The organism is Bacillus sp. K7 (genome assembly GCF_053903245.1).
Genome location: NZ_CP096406.1, coordinates 1,066,243 through 1,084,155, shown reverse-complemented (window position 1 = coordinate 1,084,155; position 17,913 = coordinate 1,066,243). Strand labels below are relative to the sequence as shown.

Here is a 17,913-nt window from a genome sequence, read left to right as displayed (position 1 = left end):
TCTATGTGCTGTCGTCATTCACATGAACGGAAACATCATTGTCACGATTGGTTTGATGCGTTTTGGTTCTTTGACGAGTGGTTCGATAAAGATTTCCACGGCCATTGCAAGAAAAAGAAAGAATGCCATGACCCTTGCGAGAAGAAGAAAAAGAAACACGATTGTTTCTCTTGTAAAAAACACAGACACTGTTGCTGCCATTGGTAAAGACTGAATCAGAAATATTCTGTTAACCCATGCTTCAGGTATATTTCTATCTGCATTTTTCCAAGCGGGCTTTGCTGCTGCTTGGACTTTTTATTGAAACAGCCTTTTTGCTTTCACGATCCAATAGACTGATACGGCAGCTATAAGAGCAATAATGATTTCAACAGCAGCGGCATGTTCAATGATTCTTTTTTGGTATAAAACCGCCGGTACATTAAAGAGCGCATGGAAAAGGATAGAAAACAGCAAAAACTGCGGCCGGCGGCTTTTAACCGCATACAGGACAAGCAGGGACAACCCGATTTGGACAGCAATCGCACTGATTCTTTCTATTCCGCCCAGCAGCCATTCATACGAAGGCGTATGCAGCAGCTGTTCCTGAATCGGCAGAAGCGCCTGCTTGATATCATCATTGATGAAAAGCTGTTCAAATGTTCCGCTATTGATCGCAACTGCATAGACAATAAGTGAGATAGAGGACAAGCCTGTTATCAGTATGGCCTCAAGCCCGCCATGGCCTGCTCCGAAAGCCAGTCCATCCGCCCAAAAATAATGGCGCTTCATCAAAAAACGCATCATGATATACCTTCCGCATTCCTCAAAGATTCCGGCCATCAAGCAACCGTAAATGCCATACCACAATGGATTTCGCATAGCTTCTTTTGTCACTTCATTCACTTGTAGCACATAAACATGAACGCCGCCCTCCAACAGCTGAGCAAAAACAAAAAACGTGAGGGCGCCGATAAAAAACACCTTTAGCGAAGAGCCGTACTGACGCTTAAACCATACGATCAGTCCGATCGGCAACAAAAACGCAATAGCCCCCGATACTGCCATAAAGACTACTGCATCTTGACTGACCATTGTTCAGCCTCCTTTTTCTCATTTATAGATTCTTTATTTCACTTTTTCTCTTTTTTTACGGAAAATCCTCCTTTTTTAGTACCAGATACTAATATCTAGTGTTATAATCTGATCACAAGGAGTGATTCATATGTCAAAAGCAAACATTACAGCTATCGGCACCTATGCACCGATCAGGCGCTTAACCAATGCTGACTTAGAAAAGATCGTTGACACGTCAGATGAATGGATTGTTCAGCGCACAGGAATGAGAGAACGCCGAATAGCCGATGAGCAGCAGTTCACCTCTGATTTATGCATCGAAGCGGTGAAGGATCTTAAGAGCCGTTATGAAGGGACACTTGATAATGTCGATATGATCCTCGTTGCCACAACAACATCTGACTATGCCTTCCCGAGCACGGCATGCCGCGTGCAGGAATATTTCGGCTGGGAACACACAGGCGCCCTGGATATTAATGCGACGTGCGCCGGGCTGACATACGGCCTTCATTTGGCTAATGGATTGATCACATCCGGCCTTCATCAAAAAATTCTCGTCATCGCCGGAGAAACACTATCAAAAGTAACAGATTATACCGATCGAACGACATGCGTACTGTTTGGCGACGCGGCGGGTGCGCTGTTAGTTGAACGAGATGAAGAAACGTCTGGGTTTCTTGCATCTGTCCAAGGAACAAGCGGGAACGGCGGAGATATCTTGTATCGTGCCGGACTGCGGAATGAACTGAATGGAGTTCCACTTGCCGATTCCGGAAAAATGGTCCAAAATGGCCGTGAAGTGTATAAATGGGCAGTGAGAACCGTTCCCCACGAATTTGAACGCCTTTTGCAGCAGGCAGGTCTGACAAGCGGCGAGCTGGATTGGTTTGTCCCTCACAGCGCCAACTTGCGCATGATCGAATCAATTTGTGAAAAAACACCGTTCCCGATCGAAAAAACACTCACCAGTGTCGAATATTTCGGAAACACGTCTTCTGTTTCAATTGTTTTGGCACTTGATCTCGCAGTGAAAGCCGGTAAGCTGAAAAAAGATCAAACCGTGATGCTGTTTGGATTTGGCGGCGGATTAACCTATACAGGATTACTTGTCAAATGGGGCATGTAATAAAAAAAGAACTTGTTTCGAGGAAACAAGTTCTTTCAGATTGTAGACAAAGACCTAAAACGGTTTTCGTTTTAGGTCTTTGTCATTTTTTCAGCGTGATTGAAAACCCTTGAAGTCTAGGAAGGACGAGCATCGGAGCACAGCGAATGTTGGAATTCGTGAGCACCGACGCGCAGGACTGACAACGAATGCGAGGGTTTGTCGACACGCTGAAAGAACTTGTTTCGAGGAAACAAGTTCTTTTTCATTATAAAGCCGGCTGTTCTTCTGAAGTTTCTTCCTTCCGGCTTAACATGACAAAATAAGTAATGCTCAGCAAAATCATAACGAGGGCGATGCCGATTAAGACGCCGGCCATCTGCCACATGTAGCCAAAATCCCCGTTTGAAATGACCGCTCTGAATCCGTTAATGCTGTAGGTCATCGGCAATACGCCGTGAATGACTTGATAGAAATTCGGAAGCAATTCTAACGGGAAGGTTCCTCCGCTCGCTCCAAGCTGCAGCACTAAAATAATGACTGCGATAAATCGCCCCGGATTGCCCATCGTTGTGGCCAAAAATTGAATCATTGCCAGGAATGCGAGACTCGTAATCATCGTAAACACGTAAAATCTCCACGTGCTCTCAACCTCGAGGCCGATTCCGAGCAAAAGAACCGTCGCCACAATGACCGATTGAATGATTCCAACGAGCATCATGACATTAAATTTGCTGAAGAACCACTCAAAGCCGTTTCTCGGACGTCCTGATGCTTCCTTCAGCGGGAAGACCACCGTGAGCATGATGCCGCCGACATACAAGCCCATAGACAGAATATAGGGTGTCAGCCCTGTACCGTAGTTAGGAACGGAATGAATGGCGTTGTCATCGGTTTTAACCGGATCAGCAAACATGCCGTATGTTTGATCGTCAGCATCGATATCACCTGTTTGATCTGCCGCGTCCTTCAGTTTACTAGACAGCTCTCCTGTGCCGTCCAACAGCTTGCCTAAACCTGTATCAAGAGATTCAGATCCGTCTGCGAGTTTTGATGATCCGTTTTGGACTTGTTTAGAGCCGTCTAATAGTTTCAGCAAGCCGCCGGATACTTGGCTGCTTCCTGTCACCAATTGCTCTGAACCCGCTTTTGCTTTTGCAAACTGCTTATTATATTCACCGATACCGGCTGTCAGTTTATTTTGGCCATCTGTCAGCTGCTGTGAAGCCGTGTGTATCTTCTCAGCTCCCTCAGTTAATTTGTCAATCGCATCTTGAGTCGCTTTTGCGCCGTTATATAGCTTAGATGTAGCTTCCGGCATAGCTTTCAGCTGCGCCACCTGCGTTTTCACATCTTCCAGAGAGCTTTTCATCGCTGAAATGTCCGGCAGCTGATCAGCTGAAGGCATTTGGCTTAAGATTTGATCAAAATTAGGCGCATCCACCTGCGGAAGCTGTTTCTCAACAGAATGGATCAGCTGGCTTTTCTGTTCCGCTGTTAAAAAATCGCTTGAGTTGATGAGATTTTTAAATGCCTGATCACGGTTTTTCAAGCTGTTTTCAAAGTCGGTCAGCTGTTTATGGAATTCCTTCATCGCTGTTTCTGAATTTTCCAGGTTGTTCACTGCGGTTTCAAGCTTCGTTAAATCGAGCGCATTGATGATCTTTTCCGCTTTTGCTGCCTTCTCAGAACCTTCTTGGACTTTACTGTTGAGCTGATCCAGCCCGTTTGTGAGATTAGGCAACCCTTGCTGCACGTTTTGAAGGCCGCCAAGCAGTTCATTCATCTTGCCCGTCAGCTCGCCTGATCCTGCCGCAAGCTTCCCTGAGTTTTCATAAATCGTATTGCTGCTGTCCTGGAATTTTCCAAGCGAGCTGTCAAGCGATTGGATGCCGCTTGTCACCTGTGCCGCTCCATCTGCGAGCTGCGCCGTTTTATCACTGATGGTAGCGGTGCTTTCCTTCAGCTTCTCCAGATTTTCTTTCAGCTGGGCGCTTCCGTTTTTCGCATCCTTCGTGCCGTCATCAATTTTTTTCGCGCCGCTGCTCGCGTCGCTCAAACCTTTTGCTAGATCTTTAAAGTTATCAAAAATAACTTTCGTATATTGCTCGGTCACTTCTTTAGAAACAGAGGCTTTTAGTTTATCAATCGCTTTTTCACCGATCGTCGCCCCTACATAGTTCGAACCGGCATTCGTATGGTATTTCAGATCCAGCTTTTTCGGATTTTTGTCCAATACCGTGCTGGCATTCTTAGAGAAATCCTCGGGAATCTCGACAACCAAATAGTATTTTTGATTTAATAAGTCCTTTAACGATTGGTCGAGATCACTGGAAAAATGCCATTCAAAGTTGTCATTGTCCTTTAATTCTTCGACCAGATCATCACCAATTTGGAGTTTTTCTCCTTCATAGGTTGCCCCTTTGTCTTGGTTGACGACAACGACAGGGAGCTGGTCAACCGTGCCGTATGGGTCCCAATAAGCCTTTAAGAACACACCGCTGTAAATAAGCGGGACAAACAAAATGGCAATGATGGGAATTAATAATTTTTTACTCGTTACGATGTCTTTCCACTGACTTCGTATTGTGTTCATCCTGATGCCTCCATTCTAAAACTGACTCATCATAAAAAATGGTCATTTTCTTACAAAAAGAAAGGATTATCTAGTTGGCTGACAATCCTTTCACAACATACAATTCAAGCAGTTCCGCAATTGTCTGTTTATCAAGCGGGGGATGTTGTTTTTCCCAATCAAAAATGAGTGCGATATAAAGCTTCAGCATCACGAAAGCTGTCAGCTCAGGGTCGCATGGCTTGATTGCACCGCTTTTGATCCCGTTTTCTATCTTATCTTTCATATAAGAGAGAATACCCCGCTCCATTTTTTGGATTACATCCTGAACGGCCATTGTACCAATTTCAGCGTTTTCTTGGAAAATCTTGATCGTCAGCTGATGTGTTTTCCTGAATTCAAGAATAGCAAACAGCGCTCTGTGCACATTTTCATGGAACGGAAGATCCGGCTCCATCGCTTCGTCCGCTTTCTGCTTCATTTCCTTCAATAAAGTTGTGAAAATCTCGTCAAACAGCTCTTCTTTGTTTTTGAAAAAGGTATAAATGGTTCCCTTCCCCACATTCGCAAGCTTTGCCACTAGGTCCATTGTCGTCGCTTTATAACCGAACTGCGTGAAAGACTTTGTGGCAGCCTCTAAAATGAGCTTTTTTCGATCTATTGACATTGTCTATCACCTCGAAACTGACCATTTGAACATTTTAGTCATTAAGTACATATGCAAATGTATCATAACCCGCTGATCAATTCAATCATTTTTTACACAATATTGACATCGCCCGCCAAAAAACCCTCCGCCGCAGCGGAGGGTTTTAGCTGAATAAATAGGTGAGCGCGTCAGACACGGCGGCTTTTCCTTGATCGATGCAGTCTGGTATTCCGACACCTTCAAAAGAAGCACCTGTCATATAGACACCCGGATATGCGGTGGCCAGTTCTTCGCGAAGCTCTTTGATGCGCTGTTTATGGCCGACATGGTACTGCGGCATGCTTTCATGCCAGCGGGTGACACATGTCATTTCCGGCTCCCCATTGATGTTCATGACTTTCTTTAAGTCTTCTAACACAATGTTGATAATGTCGGTATCCGAGAGATCGACAATGGATTCGTCTCCGGCTTTCCCCACATAGGCCCGAAGCAGCGTTTTGCCTTCCGGCGCTGCGTGCGGCCATTTTTTGTTCGTCCACGTACAGGCTGTGATCGCGAAATCACTGTTTCTTGAAATCACAAAGCCCGTACCCTCATGCTCCATTTGGACGGCGCCTTCAGGGAAGCCCAAGGCGACATTTGCCACGGATGTGGAGTGCATATGTTTCAAATTGGAAATAGAAGAAAGCTCTGAAAGCATTCCTGCAGCCGCTTTATGCGGAGCAGTCACAATCACTGATTCAGCATCAAGTGTGACGCCGTTATCCAGCTCGAGCGAGTAGCCAGCGCCGCCGCGGCCGATCTTCATCACTTTTGTGCCTTTGATTATCTTCGTCAGCTTTAATTGCTTTTCGATCTCTTCGACAAGGGTCTGCAAACCGGTTGACAGGGTTTGAAACTGCCCTTGTTTTTTAGCCGTCAGCTGCTGGCCGGAGCCCTGAGGACGTGTTTTTTTCATGCCGAGAATCAAGCTTCTGTGCTTTTGTTCCGTCTCGTAAAATTGCGGGAATGTCGACATCAGGCTGAGCTTATCAATGTCGCCTGCGTAGATGCCTGATAGAAGCGGCTCAATTAAATTCTCTACCACTTCATCCCCCACACGTCTGCGGAAAAATTCTCCCAATGACTGGTCGTCTTTTGATTTGCTGGCGGGCAAGATGAAATCCATCGCGGCTCTTGCCTTCCCAGACACAGAAAACAGGCCGGTTGATACGAACGGCGCGATTTTTGTCGGTATGCCCATCACGGCGCCCTTCGGCATCGGATGCAAGGTGCGGTTTACAAGCACATAGGATTGTCCGGTCGCATTGTTGACAAGCAAATGTTCAAGCCCTAGATCTTTGACAAGCTGCGGAGCGCTTTTCTTTCGTTCCAGAAATGAGTCAGGCCCTCGTTCGATGATATAGCCGTCTTTGTTGACAGTCTGGATTTTCCCGCCAACTCTCGGACTCGCCTCAACAAGCGTCAGCTCAATCGGCAGATCTTTTTCTTTGATTTCTTTTTCCATATAGAAGGCGGCGGCTAAACCGGTAATGCCGCCGCCGATGATGACTACATGTTTTTTGCCGTCACTCATGTTCATCGCCTTCTTTAACGTCCTAATTTTTTTAATACAACTGTTGCTAAAGCATCAATAAATTCCGGCTTGGCATTCGGCATTTCCGGCCGGTAGTAGCTTGCGCCGATATCGTCCGTGACCACTTTGCATTCATAATCATTATCGTATAGCACTTCTAAATGGTCTGCGACAAATCCGACAGGGACATACACAAATGCCTGATATCCTTTTTGTTCGAATAAATCACGTGTTAAATCCTGTACATCAGGCCCGAGCCAAGGATCAGGCGTGTTCCCTTCGCTTTGCCAGCCGACAGCATATTCGGAAACGCCTGCGCCTTCAGCAATCAATTTCGCCGATTCATGAAGCTGATCCGGGTACGGGTCTCCAAATTCTTTGATTTTTTCCGGCAGACTGTGCGCGGATACGATAAGCATCGCGTTTTCTTTTTCAGTCTCAGGCATTGAGGCATATGTTTCCTTCACTTGGTCAACCCAGTATTTCACGAACTTCGGTTCATCGTACCAGCTTTCAACAGACGTAATTGTTAAGCCGCCAAGTTTTTCAGCTTCTTCTTTGGCACGTTTGTTGTAGGACTGCACGCTGAACGTGGAGAAATGCGGTGCCAGCACGATGCTGACCGCTTCTGTTATGCCGTCCTTATGCATCTCTGCCACAGCATCTTCAATAAACGGCTCGATATGCTTCAGTCCGATATACGCTTTAAACGTAATCTCGTCCTGAATCTCATTTAAGTGCTGTTCAAGCTGATGCGCTTGTTCTTCTGTGATTTTGGCAAGCGGTGAAATGCCGCCAATTGCTTCATATCTGTCTTTCAAATCTTGAAGCATCTCAGGTTCAGGCTTTCTGCCTCTTCTAATATGTGTATAATAACGTTCAATATCTTCTTCTTTATAAGGCGTGCCGTACGCCATAACGAGAAGTCCCATTTTCTTTCTACTCACTGTTTACACCCTCTTTAATTAATCTGCTACTAACATTTTGACAGGATATCATTCAGATACCAAAAGATACGCTTAGGAATATTGGCTCGTTTTTTGGTTTTGTGAATATTTATGGACAAATGCTGTCAGTTTTTTCAAAACCTCAGGACTGACGTCAGGAAATACCCCGTGTCCAAGGTTGAAAATAAAGCTGTCCGATTTCATGCCTTGATCCAGTATTTCCATCGTTTTCTTCTCAATAACTTCCCATGGCGCAAGCAAAATGGACGGGTCCAGATTGCCCTGCACTGTTTTCGTGATGCCTTTTGCTCTGGCTTCATCAATGCCGAGTCTCCAATCAAGCCCGACAACATCGAGAGGAAGGTCATGCCAATCCCCTGCCAGATGGCTGGCGCCGACACCAAACATGATCAGCGGCACATTCTCCTCTCGAAGATCTGAAAAGATCCGGCTCATCACGGGTTTGATGTATGTTCTGTAGTCCGCTTGATTCAGCGCGCCGACCCACGAATCAAAGATTTGAATCGCTTTTGCGCCTGCCTTAATCTGCGCTTTCACATACACGATGACCATATCGGCGAGCTTATTCATCAACAGGTTCCATGCATCTGGCATGCTGTACATGAAGGCTTTTGTTTTATTATAGTTTTTCGACGGACCGCCTTCGATCATGTAGCTGGCAAGCGTAAAAGGCGCACCTGAGAAACCGATGAGCGGGACGTTCAGCTGCTCATTGACAAGCAGTTTAATCGTCTCTAGCACGTACGGCACGTCCTGTTCCGGATCAATCTGGCCCAGTTTTTCAATATCCGCCAGAGACTGGATCGGCTGATCAATCACAGGCCCGATCCCGTTTTTGATTTCAACATCCACTCCGATTGACGGCAGCGGCGTCATGATATCCTTATAAAGGATTGCGGCATCGACTCCGTATTGCTCAACCGGCAGTCTTGTGACATATGCACAAAGTTCGGGCTGATGGGTAATCTCGAACAATCCGTATTTTTCCTTCAGCTTACGGTACTCAGGCTGTGAGCGCCCTGCTTGTCTCATATACCATACAGGCGTGTGGTCCGCTTTTTCTCCCCGTGCAGCTTTTAAAAACGTTTCGTTAAACGTTTCTCGTTTACTCATCTGATTTCCACCTTTCATCCTGCAACCATACGTTCGTGTTTCTTGACCATTACACTATACCTCGTTTTGGGCAAATGGTATAGAAATGAGGCTCAAAGTTCAAAAAATCGCCGAATTCCAATTCCATTAAGAGGAAAACAATTTCGGCCGAACGTAATCGGTTCCTTCCCCTTCTCTTTTTGTCTGTGTATTATAAGGCACTATTTTATAAGAAGCGCCTGAAAACAAGTTGGCATAAGGGATTTCATAGCTGCCCTTTCCTTCAACTGAATCAAGAAGCGTCTCCGCGCCATCTTTATTAACATAAATTCTGTATACCGTCCGATCATCCTTTTGCGCATCCCATTTTAATTCAACGGTAAACAGCCCCGCGGCTTTGAATGTGTAATCCGCTGTCAACGTTTTGACCGGCTCCAGTTTAATCGGGCTTTCCAGTTCTTTGACGTTTTTAGGCTTCGTAAATACTTCACCGGTTTCTCCAGCTTGTGTCAAAATATCTTTATACAATCTCGTCGGATACGCGCTCCCGCCTTTTAAATAATGGTCATGGTCCGTTTTGTCATAGCCCATCCAGACAGCCCCGGTTCGTTTTGGCGTATAGCCGGCAAACCAGGCATCCTTCGTCGCGCCGGAGACACCTGTATAAGAAGTAGAACCTGTTTTCCCCGCCAGGTCGCCGTGATAAGTTCCTGACGTAGCCGTTCCCTCTTTGACCACCTGCTGCAGCATTCTCGTCATATTCCAGGACGTCTGCTTGCTGAATACCCGCTTTCCTTCTTCTTTATGGTCAGCTATCGTTTCTCCGTCTTCATCCTCTATGCTGGAAATAAAATACGGCTCAATATACATTCCATTCGCGGCAAACGTATGAAACGCACCGGCAAGCTGGAGCGGTGAAACGCCTTTTTGCAAACCGCCGAGTGCAAGGGCAAGCCCTTCATCAGGGATATCGATGCCATTTGCTTTCAAATAAGATTTTCCCGTTTCGACTCCGATCTCATGCAGCGTCCAGACAGCCGGCGCGTTTTTGCTGTACGTGATAGCGTCAGACATGGTCACTTCGCCCTCATACCGGCTGTCATAGTTTTTCGGTATATAATCTCCGTATGATTGCAGCTCATCCTTCAATAGAGAATATGGCTTGAATTTCTTTTCCTGCATCGCAGGTCCGTATACCGCAAGCGGCTTAAATGTGGAACCCGGCTGGCGTGCAGCTGTGACGCGGTTATATCCTTTGGATGTGTATTCCCTTCCGCCGATCGCCGCTTCCACACCGCCTGTCTTATTATTGATAAAGACGGCGCTTCCTTCAGCATTCTGATCTGTTCCAGGATAATAGCTTCCCTGCTTCATCACCTGATAAGCCGTCTTCTGAAGCTTCGAATCAAGCGGCACCTTGATCGTGTATCCGCCTTGAAGAAGCTGCTCTCCGGAAATCGAGTACTTGTCCTCCGCCTCTTCAATCACCAGATCAATATAGCTGTCAAACCAAGGGGTTTCCGACTGTTTCTTCACGTTCAGTCCGAGCGTCCGGCCCTGCGCGCTGACAGCCTCTTTCGCACTGATGTAGCCTTGGTCATTCATCATGCCGAGAATTGTATCACGCCGCTCCTTGCTTTTATCAGGGTGCAAAACAGGAGAATACGTGGAAGGCGCCTTCGGAATAGCCGCCAACACCGCGCCTTCGGATACAGTTAAATCTTGTACTTCTTTATTGAAGTAATAATGGGACGCCGCTTGTATGCCGTAGACCCCATGCCCGAAGTAGAGCTGGTTCAAATACATTTCCAGCAGCTTGTCCTTGCTGTAATCCCGTTCAAGATTGATCGCAATGATCACTTCTTTTGTTTTTCTTAAAAACGTTTTGTCGTGTGTCAGAAAAATATTTTTGGCAAGCTGCTGGGTGATCGTGCTTCCGCCTTCCACCTTTCCGCCTGCAAGGATATCGCGGTACACCGCCCTACCGACAGATTTCGCATCAATGCCGTGATGCTCATAAAACCTTTTATCCTCAACAGCGATAAACGCTTCTCTGACCCGCTCCGGAATCTCGTTGATCGAGACCGGCTCACGATTTTCTGTATACAGGCTGGCAACCTCAACTCCGTCTTGATCGACAATTTTTGAAGAGGCATGAAGAATCAGCTTCTTTTCATCTATGACATAATGCCCGAGAAAAATAATTGAAATATATCCTATTAAAGCGAGAAAAGCAGTTAACACTAAAATAATCATGGGTATAAATAGTTTCTTTTTCTTCACCTTAAACATGAACTCACCTCGCCTTTCTAAAAGGTAGTATGGGAAAAATTGTTTGGAATTATGTTCAAAGCACTCGCCAATAGAAACTTATACCATTGTTTTGATATACTAGCAAGCAGGAGGTGGCTGATATGAAGGTATATATTACATATGGGACAGCCGATTTTTTAAAAACGATCGTAAAGAATCATCCCTCGGAACATATCCTTTTGATGCAGGGGCAGGAAAACGCGATTTTGATCCACGAAACAAACGGAGATACCGTTTTTCAGGCCCCCCGTGCTTATGAAGTGATTGACAAAGCCGGCGAGATGAAAAACCCGGGTTTTGCCGTCTTGAACAATATTGCTGTCACTCAGGAAGGGCGTCCGCTGTTTGAAAACAGATTTAAAAACAGAGCGGGAAAAGTCGAAAATGAGCCCGGTTTTGAAGCAATTCGTGTGCTCCGTCCGCTTGACAGTGATACGTACGTCATTCTGACCTTGTGGGAAACAGAAAGAGCCTTTCAGGACTGGCAACAGTCAGGCTCATACAAAGAAGCCCACAAAAAACGCGGCACGTCTGCCGGTATTGACACAACGTCGATCTTCTCCCGGCCTTCGTATGTCACCACATATTTCGCTGTCGAATAGCTGCCAGCATGTCCGGCAGCTTTTTTATTGGGAGGAAAGCAAAATGAACTATACTTGCCCAGTCTGCGGCTTTCATGGACTGACTGAACCGGCATATGATAAGCAAGGGCATCATTCTTATGACATTTGCCCATGCTGCGGTTTCCAGTTCGGATTTGACGATTATGAGATGCTGCGGGAGGATGGTTCCTATTTAGAGCCATCGGAAAGCATCATCGCCTACAGAAAGAATTGGCTTGCTGATGGCGCCGTAATTTTTTCTCCTGAAAGCTTCCCGAAGCATCAGCAAAAAGCGAATAGAGTGTTAAAACAGCAGTTGCTTGAGCAGCTCAAACAAATCAATGTTCATGATCTCCCCTCATAACCCCGCCTTCTGTCCCGCACCTTCCGCCCGCCTATGAATAATCTGTAGGAAGCGGAAGGAGTGATCAATGATGGAAGTCGGGATTTTGCCTGTCCACGTTCTTTATGTGATTTTTATCGGGGCGATTATCCTATTTATGCTGCTGCGGAAAGATACAACCTTTATTTCCTTATTCGGCATATTTATGATATCGCTATGGTCCAGCCATTCACTTTCAGCTTCTGTCAGCAGTTTATTCCATAGCCTTATCTACGCGGCCGGTGAACTGCTGCCCACGATTTTCATCATTTGTTTTATCGTCTCGATGAGTGATTTGTTAACAAAAACAGGGATAAATGAAGCGATGATCTCCCCTTTTGCAAGCCTTGTGAAAGGACCTGTAACAGCCTACTGGCTGATTGGCGGCCTGATGTTCGTCATTTCTCTCTTCTTCTGGCCTTCTCCGGGTGTCGCTTTGATCGGCGCCGTCCTGCTCCCGGCCGCCGCCCGTGCAGGGTTGCCGCCAATCGCCGCCGCCATGGCCATGAATTTATTCGGGCACGGTTTTGCTCTGTCCGGAGACTTTGTCATTCAGGCGGCACCGAAGCTGACAGCCGATGCGGCAGGCATTCCAGTCGGTGATGTCATCTCAGCGAGTATTCCCCTTGTGCTGATTATGGGCGTGACCACTACAACTGCAGCTTTTATCATGATTCAGCGCGAACGCAAAAAACAGCTGGGTCCGACTTCTATTTCCCCCGGACGTTCCGAAGAACAAGACACCTCGATGTACTTACCAAAACGCCTGCGGTCCATATTGGCATTTTTGATTCCGCTTGTCTTTCTTGGCGATATCGCCTGCATGCTTCTGGTTAATCTGCAGGGAAATGAGGCGACCGCGTTAATCGGCGGGACTGCGATCTGCATCCTCCTGACCGTCCATTTTCTCGTGTATAAGCAACAAGGGCTTGAAAAAATCACCGGTTATTTTATTGATGGGTTCCAGTTCGGCTTTAAGGTTTTCGGTCCCGTCATTCCGATTGCCGCTTTTTTTTACCTTGGCGACTCAGGCTTTGAAAGCATACTAGGCACTGCACTCCCTACAAGTTCCCACGGTATTGTCAATGATCTCGGTTATGCTTTATCCCACATGATGCCTATGTCAAAGGAGCTTGCCGCTGTTGCTTTAACTGCCGTTGGAGCAATAACCGGTCTCGACGGATCAGGGTTTTCAGGCATTTCTCTAGCCGGCTCTATCGCCAGCCTCTTTTCGTCCGCTCTTCATGCTGATCCAGCCATTCTGACAGCACTCGGACAAATATCTGCCATCTGGGTGGGCGGCGGAACTCTGGTCCCATGGGCGCTGATTCCCGCCGCGGCCATTTGCAAAGTTGATCCTTTTGAGCTTGCCAGAAAAAACTTCATTCCCGTCGCAATTGGCCTTTCAGTGACAACCATCGCAGCCATTGCATTGCTTTGAAACCAAGTTGAAATATTCAGACTTTTTCTATACAATCATGGAAAAGCAGAAAAAGGGGGAAGCGGTTTTGTCTATATCCACACTGCAGAAAGAAATAAATAAACAGCTCGACGGCTGTTTTGAAGAAATGGTCGAGATCAGGCGCCATTTTCATATGTATCCTGAGCTCTCGTTTCAAGAAGAAAAAACCGCCGCATTTATTGCGTCCTATTATGAATCATTAGGTGTCCCGATCCGTACGAACGTTGGCGGCAGAGGGGTTTTGGCATATGTAGAAGGAAGCGAACCCGGCCCTACCGTGGCGTTGCGGGCCGACTTTGACGCCCTTCCCATTCAAGATGAAAAAGATGTTCCTTACGCCTCCAAAGTGCCAGGTGTCATGCATGCATGCGGCCATGACGGCCATACGGCAGCTCTTCTCGCAGTGGCGAAGGTCCTTCACCAAAATAGGCATGAGCTGAAGGGAACATTTGTGATGATCCACCAGCATGCGGAAGAATATCATCCGGGAGGCGCAAAGCCAATGATAGATGACGGCTGTCTCGACAACGCGGATGTGATATTCGGCACGCATCTTTGGGCGACTGAGCCGCTCGGAACCATTCTCTGCCGCCCCGGCGCCGTGATGGCGGCGGCAGACCGATTTACGATCAACATTTACGGGAAGGGCGGCCATGGCGCTCACCCGCAAGATACAAAAGACGCCGTCCTGATCGGCTCGCAGATTGTTTCCTCTTTGCAGCACATTGTCAGCCGCAAAGTCAATCCGATTCAATCCGCCGTCATTTCGGTTGGCTCTTTCATCGCCGACAATCCGTTTAATGTTATCGCAGATCAAGCAACACTCATCGGCACAGCGCGGTCGTTTGACGATAATGTCCGCAGCATGCTGGAGAAAGAAATTGAAGCCGTTGTTAAAGGGGTGTGCAGCATGCACGGCGCCTCCTATGAGTACAATTATGAACGAGGCTATCCGGCAGTTGTGAACCATCCTGCCGAAACGAGCCACCTGGCCAACATCGCCAAAAACATCGAGGGCGTTCAGCAGGTCATTGACGGTGAACCGCAAATGGGCGGTGAGGATTTTGCTTATTACTTACAAAACGTCAAAGGGACTTTTTTCTTTACAGGAGCCGCCCCTGAACAGCCGGAGCGCGTCTTTTCCCATCATCATCCGAAATTCGATATCAATGAAAAAGCAATGCTGACAGCAGCAAAGGTGCTTGCAGGTGCCGCGATCACCTATTATAAGCTATAAAAAAACAGCCGGCGTGTTTAGTCTCCGGCTGTTTCCTTTACCATTCTCAGATGAAAAACGTGTCTTGCCGTCTCCCCAAGCTGAGAAAGCAGCTTATAATTGGCAATTCCGCCGACTGCCGCACCTACTCCGGGCAAAAGCTGCAAAAGCTTTATGATGTCGATATAATCGCGATATTCCTGCTGAAACACTCTCCAGTCGATACTTTTTTTCTCCGCCTCCCAATTGTCGATGACAGCAAACAGCGATTTGCGGCAGTCATCACTCGAAAATGCAAGCTGAAACACAAGGAGCAAAAACATTCTTTCCTGTGCATCCTTCACATCAAAGCCGTAAATGGAGGATAAGGTAAATAAACACTTCATCTTAATAGAAAGCAGCAGCGGAAAATCGGCCATCCCTAAAAAAATGCCGCCCGCACCGGTGCCGACCCCCTCAGCAGCCGCCACTTTTTGATAGGAAGCAATCGTTTTTTTCGCCAGTTCATTTTTTTCACTGAGCGAAAGTGCGCTTGTATCCTTCTTATAGGTAATGATATTGGAGCCGGCCATCGTCGCTTCTACCATTTTTTTCACACTCTCGGTAACGACCGTATGGATTTTTTCAGGAATTCGCTCATTCACCTTCGTTTGTATACGCTTCGAAAAGCGCTCAAACATGGAATCCTTACGCAAAAAATGCATTTTCCATTGAAGGGCTTCCTGGATCAGAAGCTGATTGTCTGTCATACGACTACCCCTTTTTATACTCACAGCTTTCCATGTTTTTTCAGTCTAGTTGTCATATAAGACGGCAGGATAACAAAGATCAGGATGGCAGAACCGATCAGCGCGTACAGAAAACCTGTCAAGCCGGCAGCGTAGGCAGAAGCCGCAGACATTAGCAGCGCTTGTACGCTAAGTGCTGTTTTCAATAAAGAGAAATAGCTTTTCCGCTTCGTTTCTTTTTTCACAGGGTAAAGCTCTTGAAGCGCCAAATGGTCAAAATGGCCGAACAGCGGCAGAAGCTGAACACCCGTAATGAAAATGGCAAACACAGTCAGAACACCTGCTATGAGCGGGCTTGCCGATACATACATAATGATCAGCGCGAAAATGACCGTCAATCTGACGAGGATGCCCAAATAATCACTTGAACGCAAAAAAGCGCGGGTGAACATGTAGGCAAACGTTTTGCGCTGTTCAAACGGCACGAGACGCAGCAAAAAGTCGAGATACGCCCTGCGTTTCGCTTGCTTTCGTAAATGCGGCACATCAGTGAACAGGTTGGCAATCCGATAGAATCGCTGTTTCCGTTTCAATTCGGACTCAATATGGCTCTCCCATTTAAACGTTTTCTGTTTTGCTGCCGAAGACATATACAGATATAGAGCTGCCATAATGACATAAACCACAAGCGCATACATATAAACAGACTGGAAAACGAAATAAAGAACAAGTGTATTCGCCGCAAAGCGAATGATGACACCCATCCGTTTCATGCCTCGGTCATTTTGGAAGGTCGCACGCCATTCCATCACCTGATTCCACGCTTTCAGCAGCAAAAGCTGGACGAAGACTGCCGCATACGATGCGAGCGAAGCCCCTGGTGCGACAGCGAAATAAAGCGGCATCGCAACGATGCTCAGTGCAATCAGCGGAAACAGCTGAGACACATAACTATAAACAAACGCCTGCTTCAAGTAAGGCTCCATTTTGGATTCTAGCGGCAATAAGAAGACAAGGTCAGCCTCCTTCAAAAGCGTCCGTACATAAGAGCTCGTCAACACGAGCGAAAACAGCACGGCCAGCACCCAGAAGGACGGGAATTGAGCAGGAATGTCCCGTATCCATTTGCTGTACCAGCTTGCGGCGCCCGCTAGAAAAAAGATCAAAACAATGACCAAGTGATCATTGAGCATATATTTCATATACATCCTTGTTTCTTTCATATGCTCCTGCAGCCGCGACTGCCAAATATCTAGCATATTATTCATGGCCAGCGTCTTCCTTCGTAAGCTCAAGGTACAAATCGTCCAGCGCCGCGTCCTTCATTCCAAACTGCTCTCTCAGTTCGGACAGCGTGCCGCGCGCCCGCACCTCGCCGTTATGTAAAATAATAAACGAATCGCAATAGCGCTCAGCCGTTGCCAAAATATGTGTTGACATCAGGACGCTTGCCCCGCTTTTTTTCGCTTCATTCATCCGCTCAAGCAGCGCGTTTATCGCAAGCGGATCAAGCCCTAGAAAAGGCTCATCGATGATGTAGAGCGCAGGCTCTGCCAAAAATGCGCACATGATCATCACCTTCTGCTTCATTCCTTTAGAGAAATGAGCCGGGAACCACTTCAGCCTCTTTTCCATTCGGAATTCCTTTAAAAGCGGCGGCAGCCTTTTCTCCATTGTTTCTTTTGAGATACCGTATGCCATGGCTGTTAATTCAAGATGTTCCATTAGCGTCAGCTCTTCATATAAAACGGGTGTTTCAGGTATATAAGTGAATTGTGAACGGTAGCCTTCCGGATCCTCAGCAAAGGTTTTCCCATTTAATTCGATTGATCCTTTGTGCGGGTCCATCAGCCCGATGATATGTCTGATTGTTGTACTTTTGCCAGCACCGTTCAGCCCAATTAAGCCGACAATTTGATTTGGTTCAAGGGTAAATGATACACGTTTTAAAACCGGATTTCTTGTATATCCGCCGGTCAAGTCTTTTACCGATAGCAGAGACATAATTTCTCCCCTTATATTGTTTTTCTTCATAGTACCAAAAACAAAGCCTGATTTGAAACAATTCCCTTTTAACATATCGTGAATTTGCTGTCATAAAGAGACAGGGTTCTGGACATGATAATAGTTGTAGAGGAAAAGCATATCAACTGAAAAATGAGGTGTTTGTCAAAGACGTCTTAGATACA

General features: G+C 46.6%; 15 protein-coding genes. 5 read left to right on the top strand and 10 right to left on the bottom strand.

The genetic code is table 11. From position 1 onward, the window contains the following. Positions 1-297: 297 nt before the first annotated feature. The gene (locus M1D98_RS05420; protein WP_121642254.1) at positions 298-1,074 is read right to left on the bottom strand and encodes a YhfC family intramembrane metalloprotease; all 777 of its coding nucleotides are present in this window, start codon (positions 1,072-1,074) and stop codon (positions 298-300) included. Positions 1,075-1,204: 130 nt separating this feature from the next. On the opposite strand from M1D98_RS05420, the gene fabHB reads away from it, so the two are divergent. Beyond that, a complete protein-coding gene (gene fabHB / locus M1D98_RS05415; protein ID WP_121642253.1) occupies positions 1,205-2,182 on the top strand; it encodes a beta-ketoacyl-ACP synthase III FabHB in 978 nt (325 codons plus the stop codon). A gap of 247 nt (positions 2,183-2,429) precedes the next feature. On the opposite strand, the gene M1D98_RS05410 is transcribed toward fabHB, so the two are convergent. From M1D98_RS05410 to M1D98_RS05385, 6 genes are all read right to left on the bottom strand, one after another. Then, complete coding sequence (locus M1D98_RS05410) at positions 2,430-4,757, bottom strand: YhgE/Pip family protein (protein ID WP_456280072.1); 2,328 nt, start codon at positions 4,755-4,757, stop codon at positions 2,430-2,432. A 70-nt stretch (positions 4,758-4,827) separates the two neighbouring features. Beyond that, on the bottom strand, positions 4,828-5,403 hold the full coding sequence (locus tag M1D98_RS05405; RefSeq protein WP_010329264.1) for a TetR/AcrR family transcriptional regulator: 576 nt from the start codon (positions 5,401-5,403) through the stop codon (positions 4,828-4,830). Positions 5,404-5,548: 145 nt separating this feature from the next. Next, positions 5,549-6,961 carry a protoporphyrinogen oxidase gene (gene hemY, locus M1D98_RS05400; protein ID WP_456280071.1) on the bottom strand — a complete coding sequence of 471 codons (1,413 nt, stop codon included), beginning with the start codon at positions 6,959-6,961 and terminating at the stop codon, positions 5,549-5,551. Between the two features lie 14 nt (positions 6,962-6,975). Beyond that, entirely contained in the window at positions 6,976-7,908 is a 933-nt protein-coding gene (hemH, locus tag M1D98_RS05395; protein ID WP_121642250.1) for a ferrochelatase, read from the bottom strand. A 72-nt stretch (positions 7,909-7,980) separates the two neighbouring features. Then, positions 7,981-9,042, bottom strand: a complete 1,062-nt coding sequence (gene hemE / locus M1D98_RS05390) for a uroporphyrinogen decarboxylase (RefSeq protein ID WP_010329261.1) — start codon at positions 9,040-9,042, stop codon at positions 7,981-7,983. 126 nt (positions 9,043-9,168) lie between these two features. After that, positions 9,169-11,313, bottom strand: a complete 2,145-nt coding sequence (locus M1D98_RS05385) for a transglycosylase domain-containing protein (protein WP_121642249.1) — start codon at positions 11,311-11,313, stop codon at positions 9,169-9,171. Between the two features lie 122 nt (positions 11,314-11,435). Here M1D98_RS05385 and hmoB point away from each other — a divergent pair, with 122 nt between their 5' ends. The 4 genes from hmoB to M1D98_RS05365 all read left to right on the top strand — a co-directional run bounded on the left by hmoB (position 11,436) and on the right by M1D98_RS05365 (position 15,017). Then, on the top strand, positions 11,436-11,936 hold the full coding sequence (gene hmoB / locus M1D98_RS05380) for a heme-degrading oxygenase HmoB (protein ID WP_456280070.1): 501 nt from the start codon (positions 11,436-11,438) through the stop codon (positions 11,934-11,936). Between the two features lie 43 nt (positions 11,937-11,979). Next, on the top strand, positions 11,980-12,300 hold the full coding sequence (locus tag M1D98_RS05375; protein WP_456280069.1) for a hypothetical protein: 321 nt from the start codon (positions 11,980-11,982) through the stop codon (positions 12,298-12,300). A gap of 67 nt (positions 12,301-12,367) precedes the next feature. Beyond that, on the top strand, positions 12,368-13,759 hold the full coding sequence (locus M1D98_RS05370; protein WP_456280068.1) for a hypothetical protein: 1,392 nt from the start codon (positions 12,368-12,370) through the stop codon (positions 13,757-13,759). A 67-nt stretch (positions 13,760-13,826) separates the two neighbouring features. After that, the gene (locus M1D98_RS05365) at positions 13,827-15,017 is read left to right on the top strand and encodes a M20 family metallopeptidase (RefSeq protein ID WP_456280067.1); all 1,191 of its coding nucleotides are present in this window, start codon (positions 13,827-13,829) and stop codon (positions 15,015-15,017) included. 17 nt (positions 15,018-15,034) lie between these two features. Here M1D98_RS05365 and M1D98_RS05360 read toward each other — a convergent pair whose 3' ends face one another. From M1D98_RS05360 to ecsA, 3 genes are read right to left on the bottom strand one after another with little or no spacing between them, the layout of a single operon-like run. After that, complete coding sequence (locus tag M1D98_RS05360; RefSeq protein ID WP_456280066.1) at positions 15,035-15,745, bottom strand: EcsC family protein; 711 nt, start codon at positions 15,743-15,745, stop codon at positions 15,035-15,037. Positions 15,746-15,765: 20 nt separating this feature from the next. Then, the gene (locus tag M1D98_RS05355; RefSeq protein WP_456280065.1) at positions 15,766-16,992 is read right to left on the bottom strand and encodes an ABC transporter permease; all 1,227 of its coding nucleotides are present in this window, start codon (positions 16,990-16,992) and stop codon (positions 15,766-15,768) included. Beyond that, positions 16,985-17,728, bottom strand: a complete 744-nt coding sequence (ecsA, locus tag M1D98_RS05350) for an ABC transporter ATP-binding protein EcsA (RefSeq protein WP_010329253.1) — start codon at positions 17,726-17,728, stop codon at positions 16,985-16,987. The genes M1D98_RS05355 and ecsA overlap by 8 nt, the downstream gene beginning before the upstream one ends. Positions 17,729-17,913 lie beyond the last annotated feature (185 nt).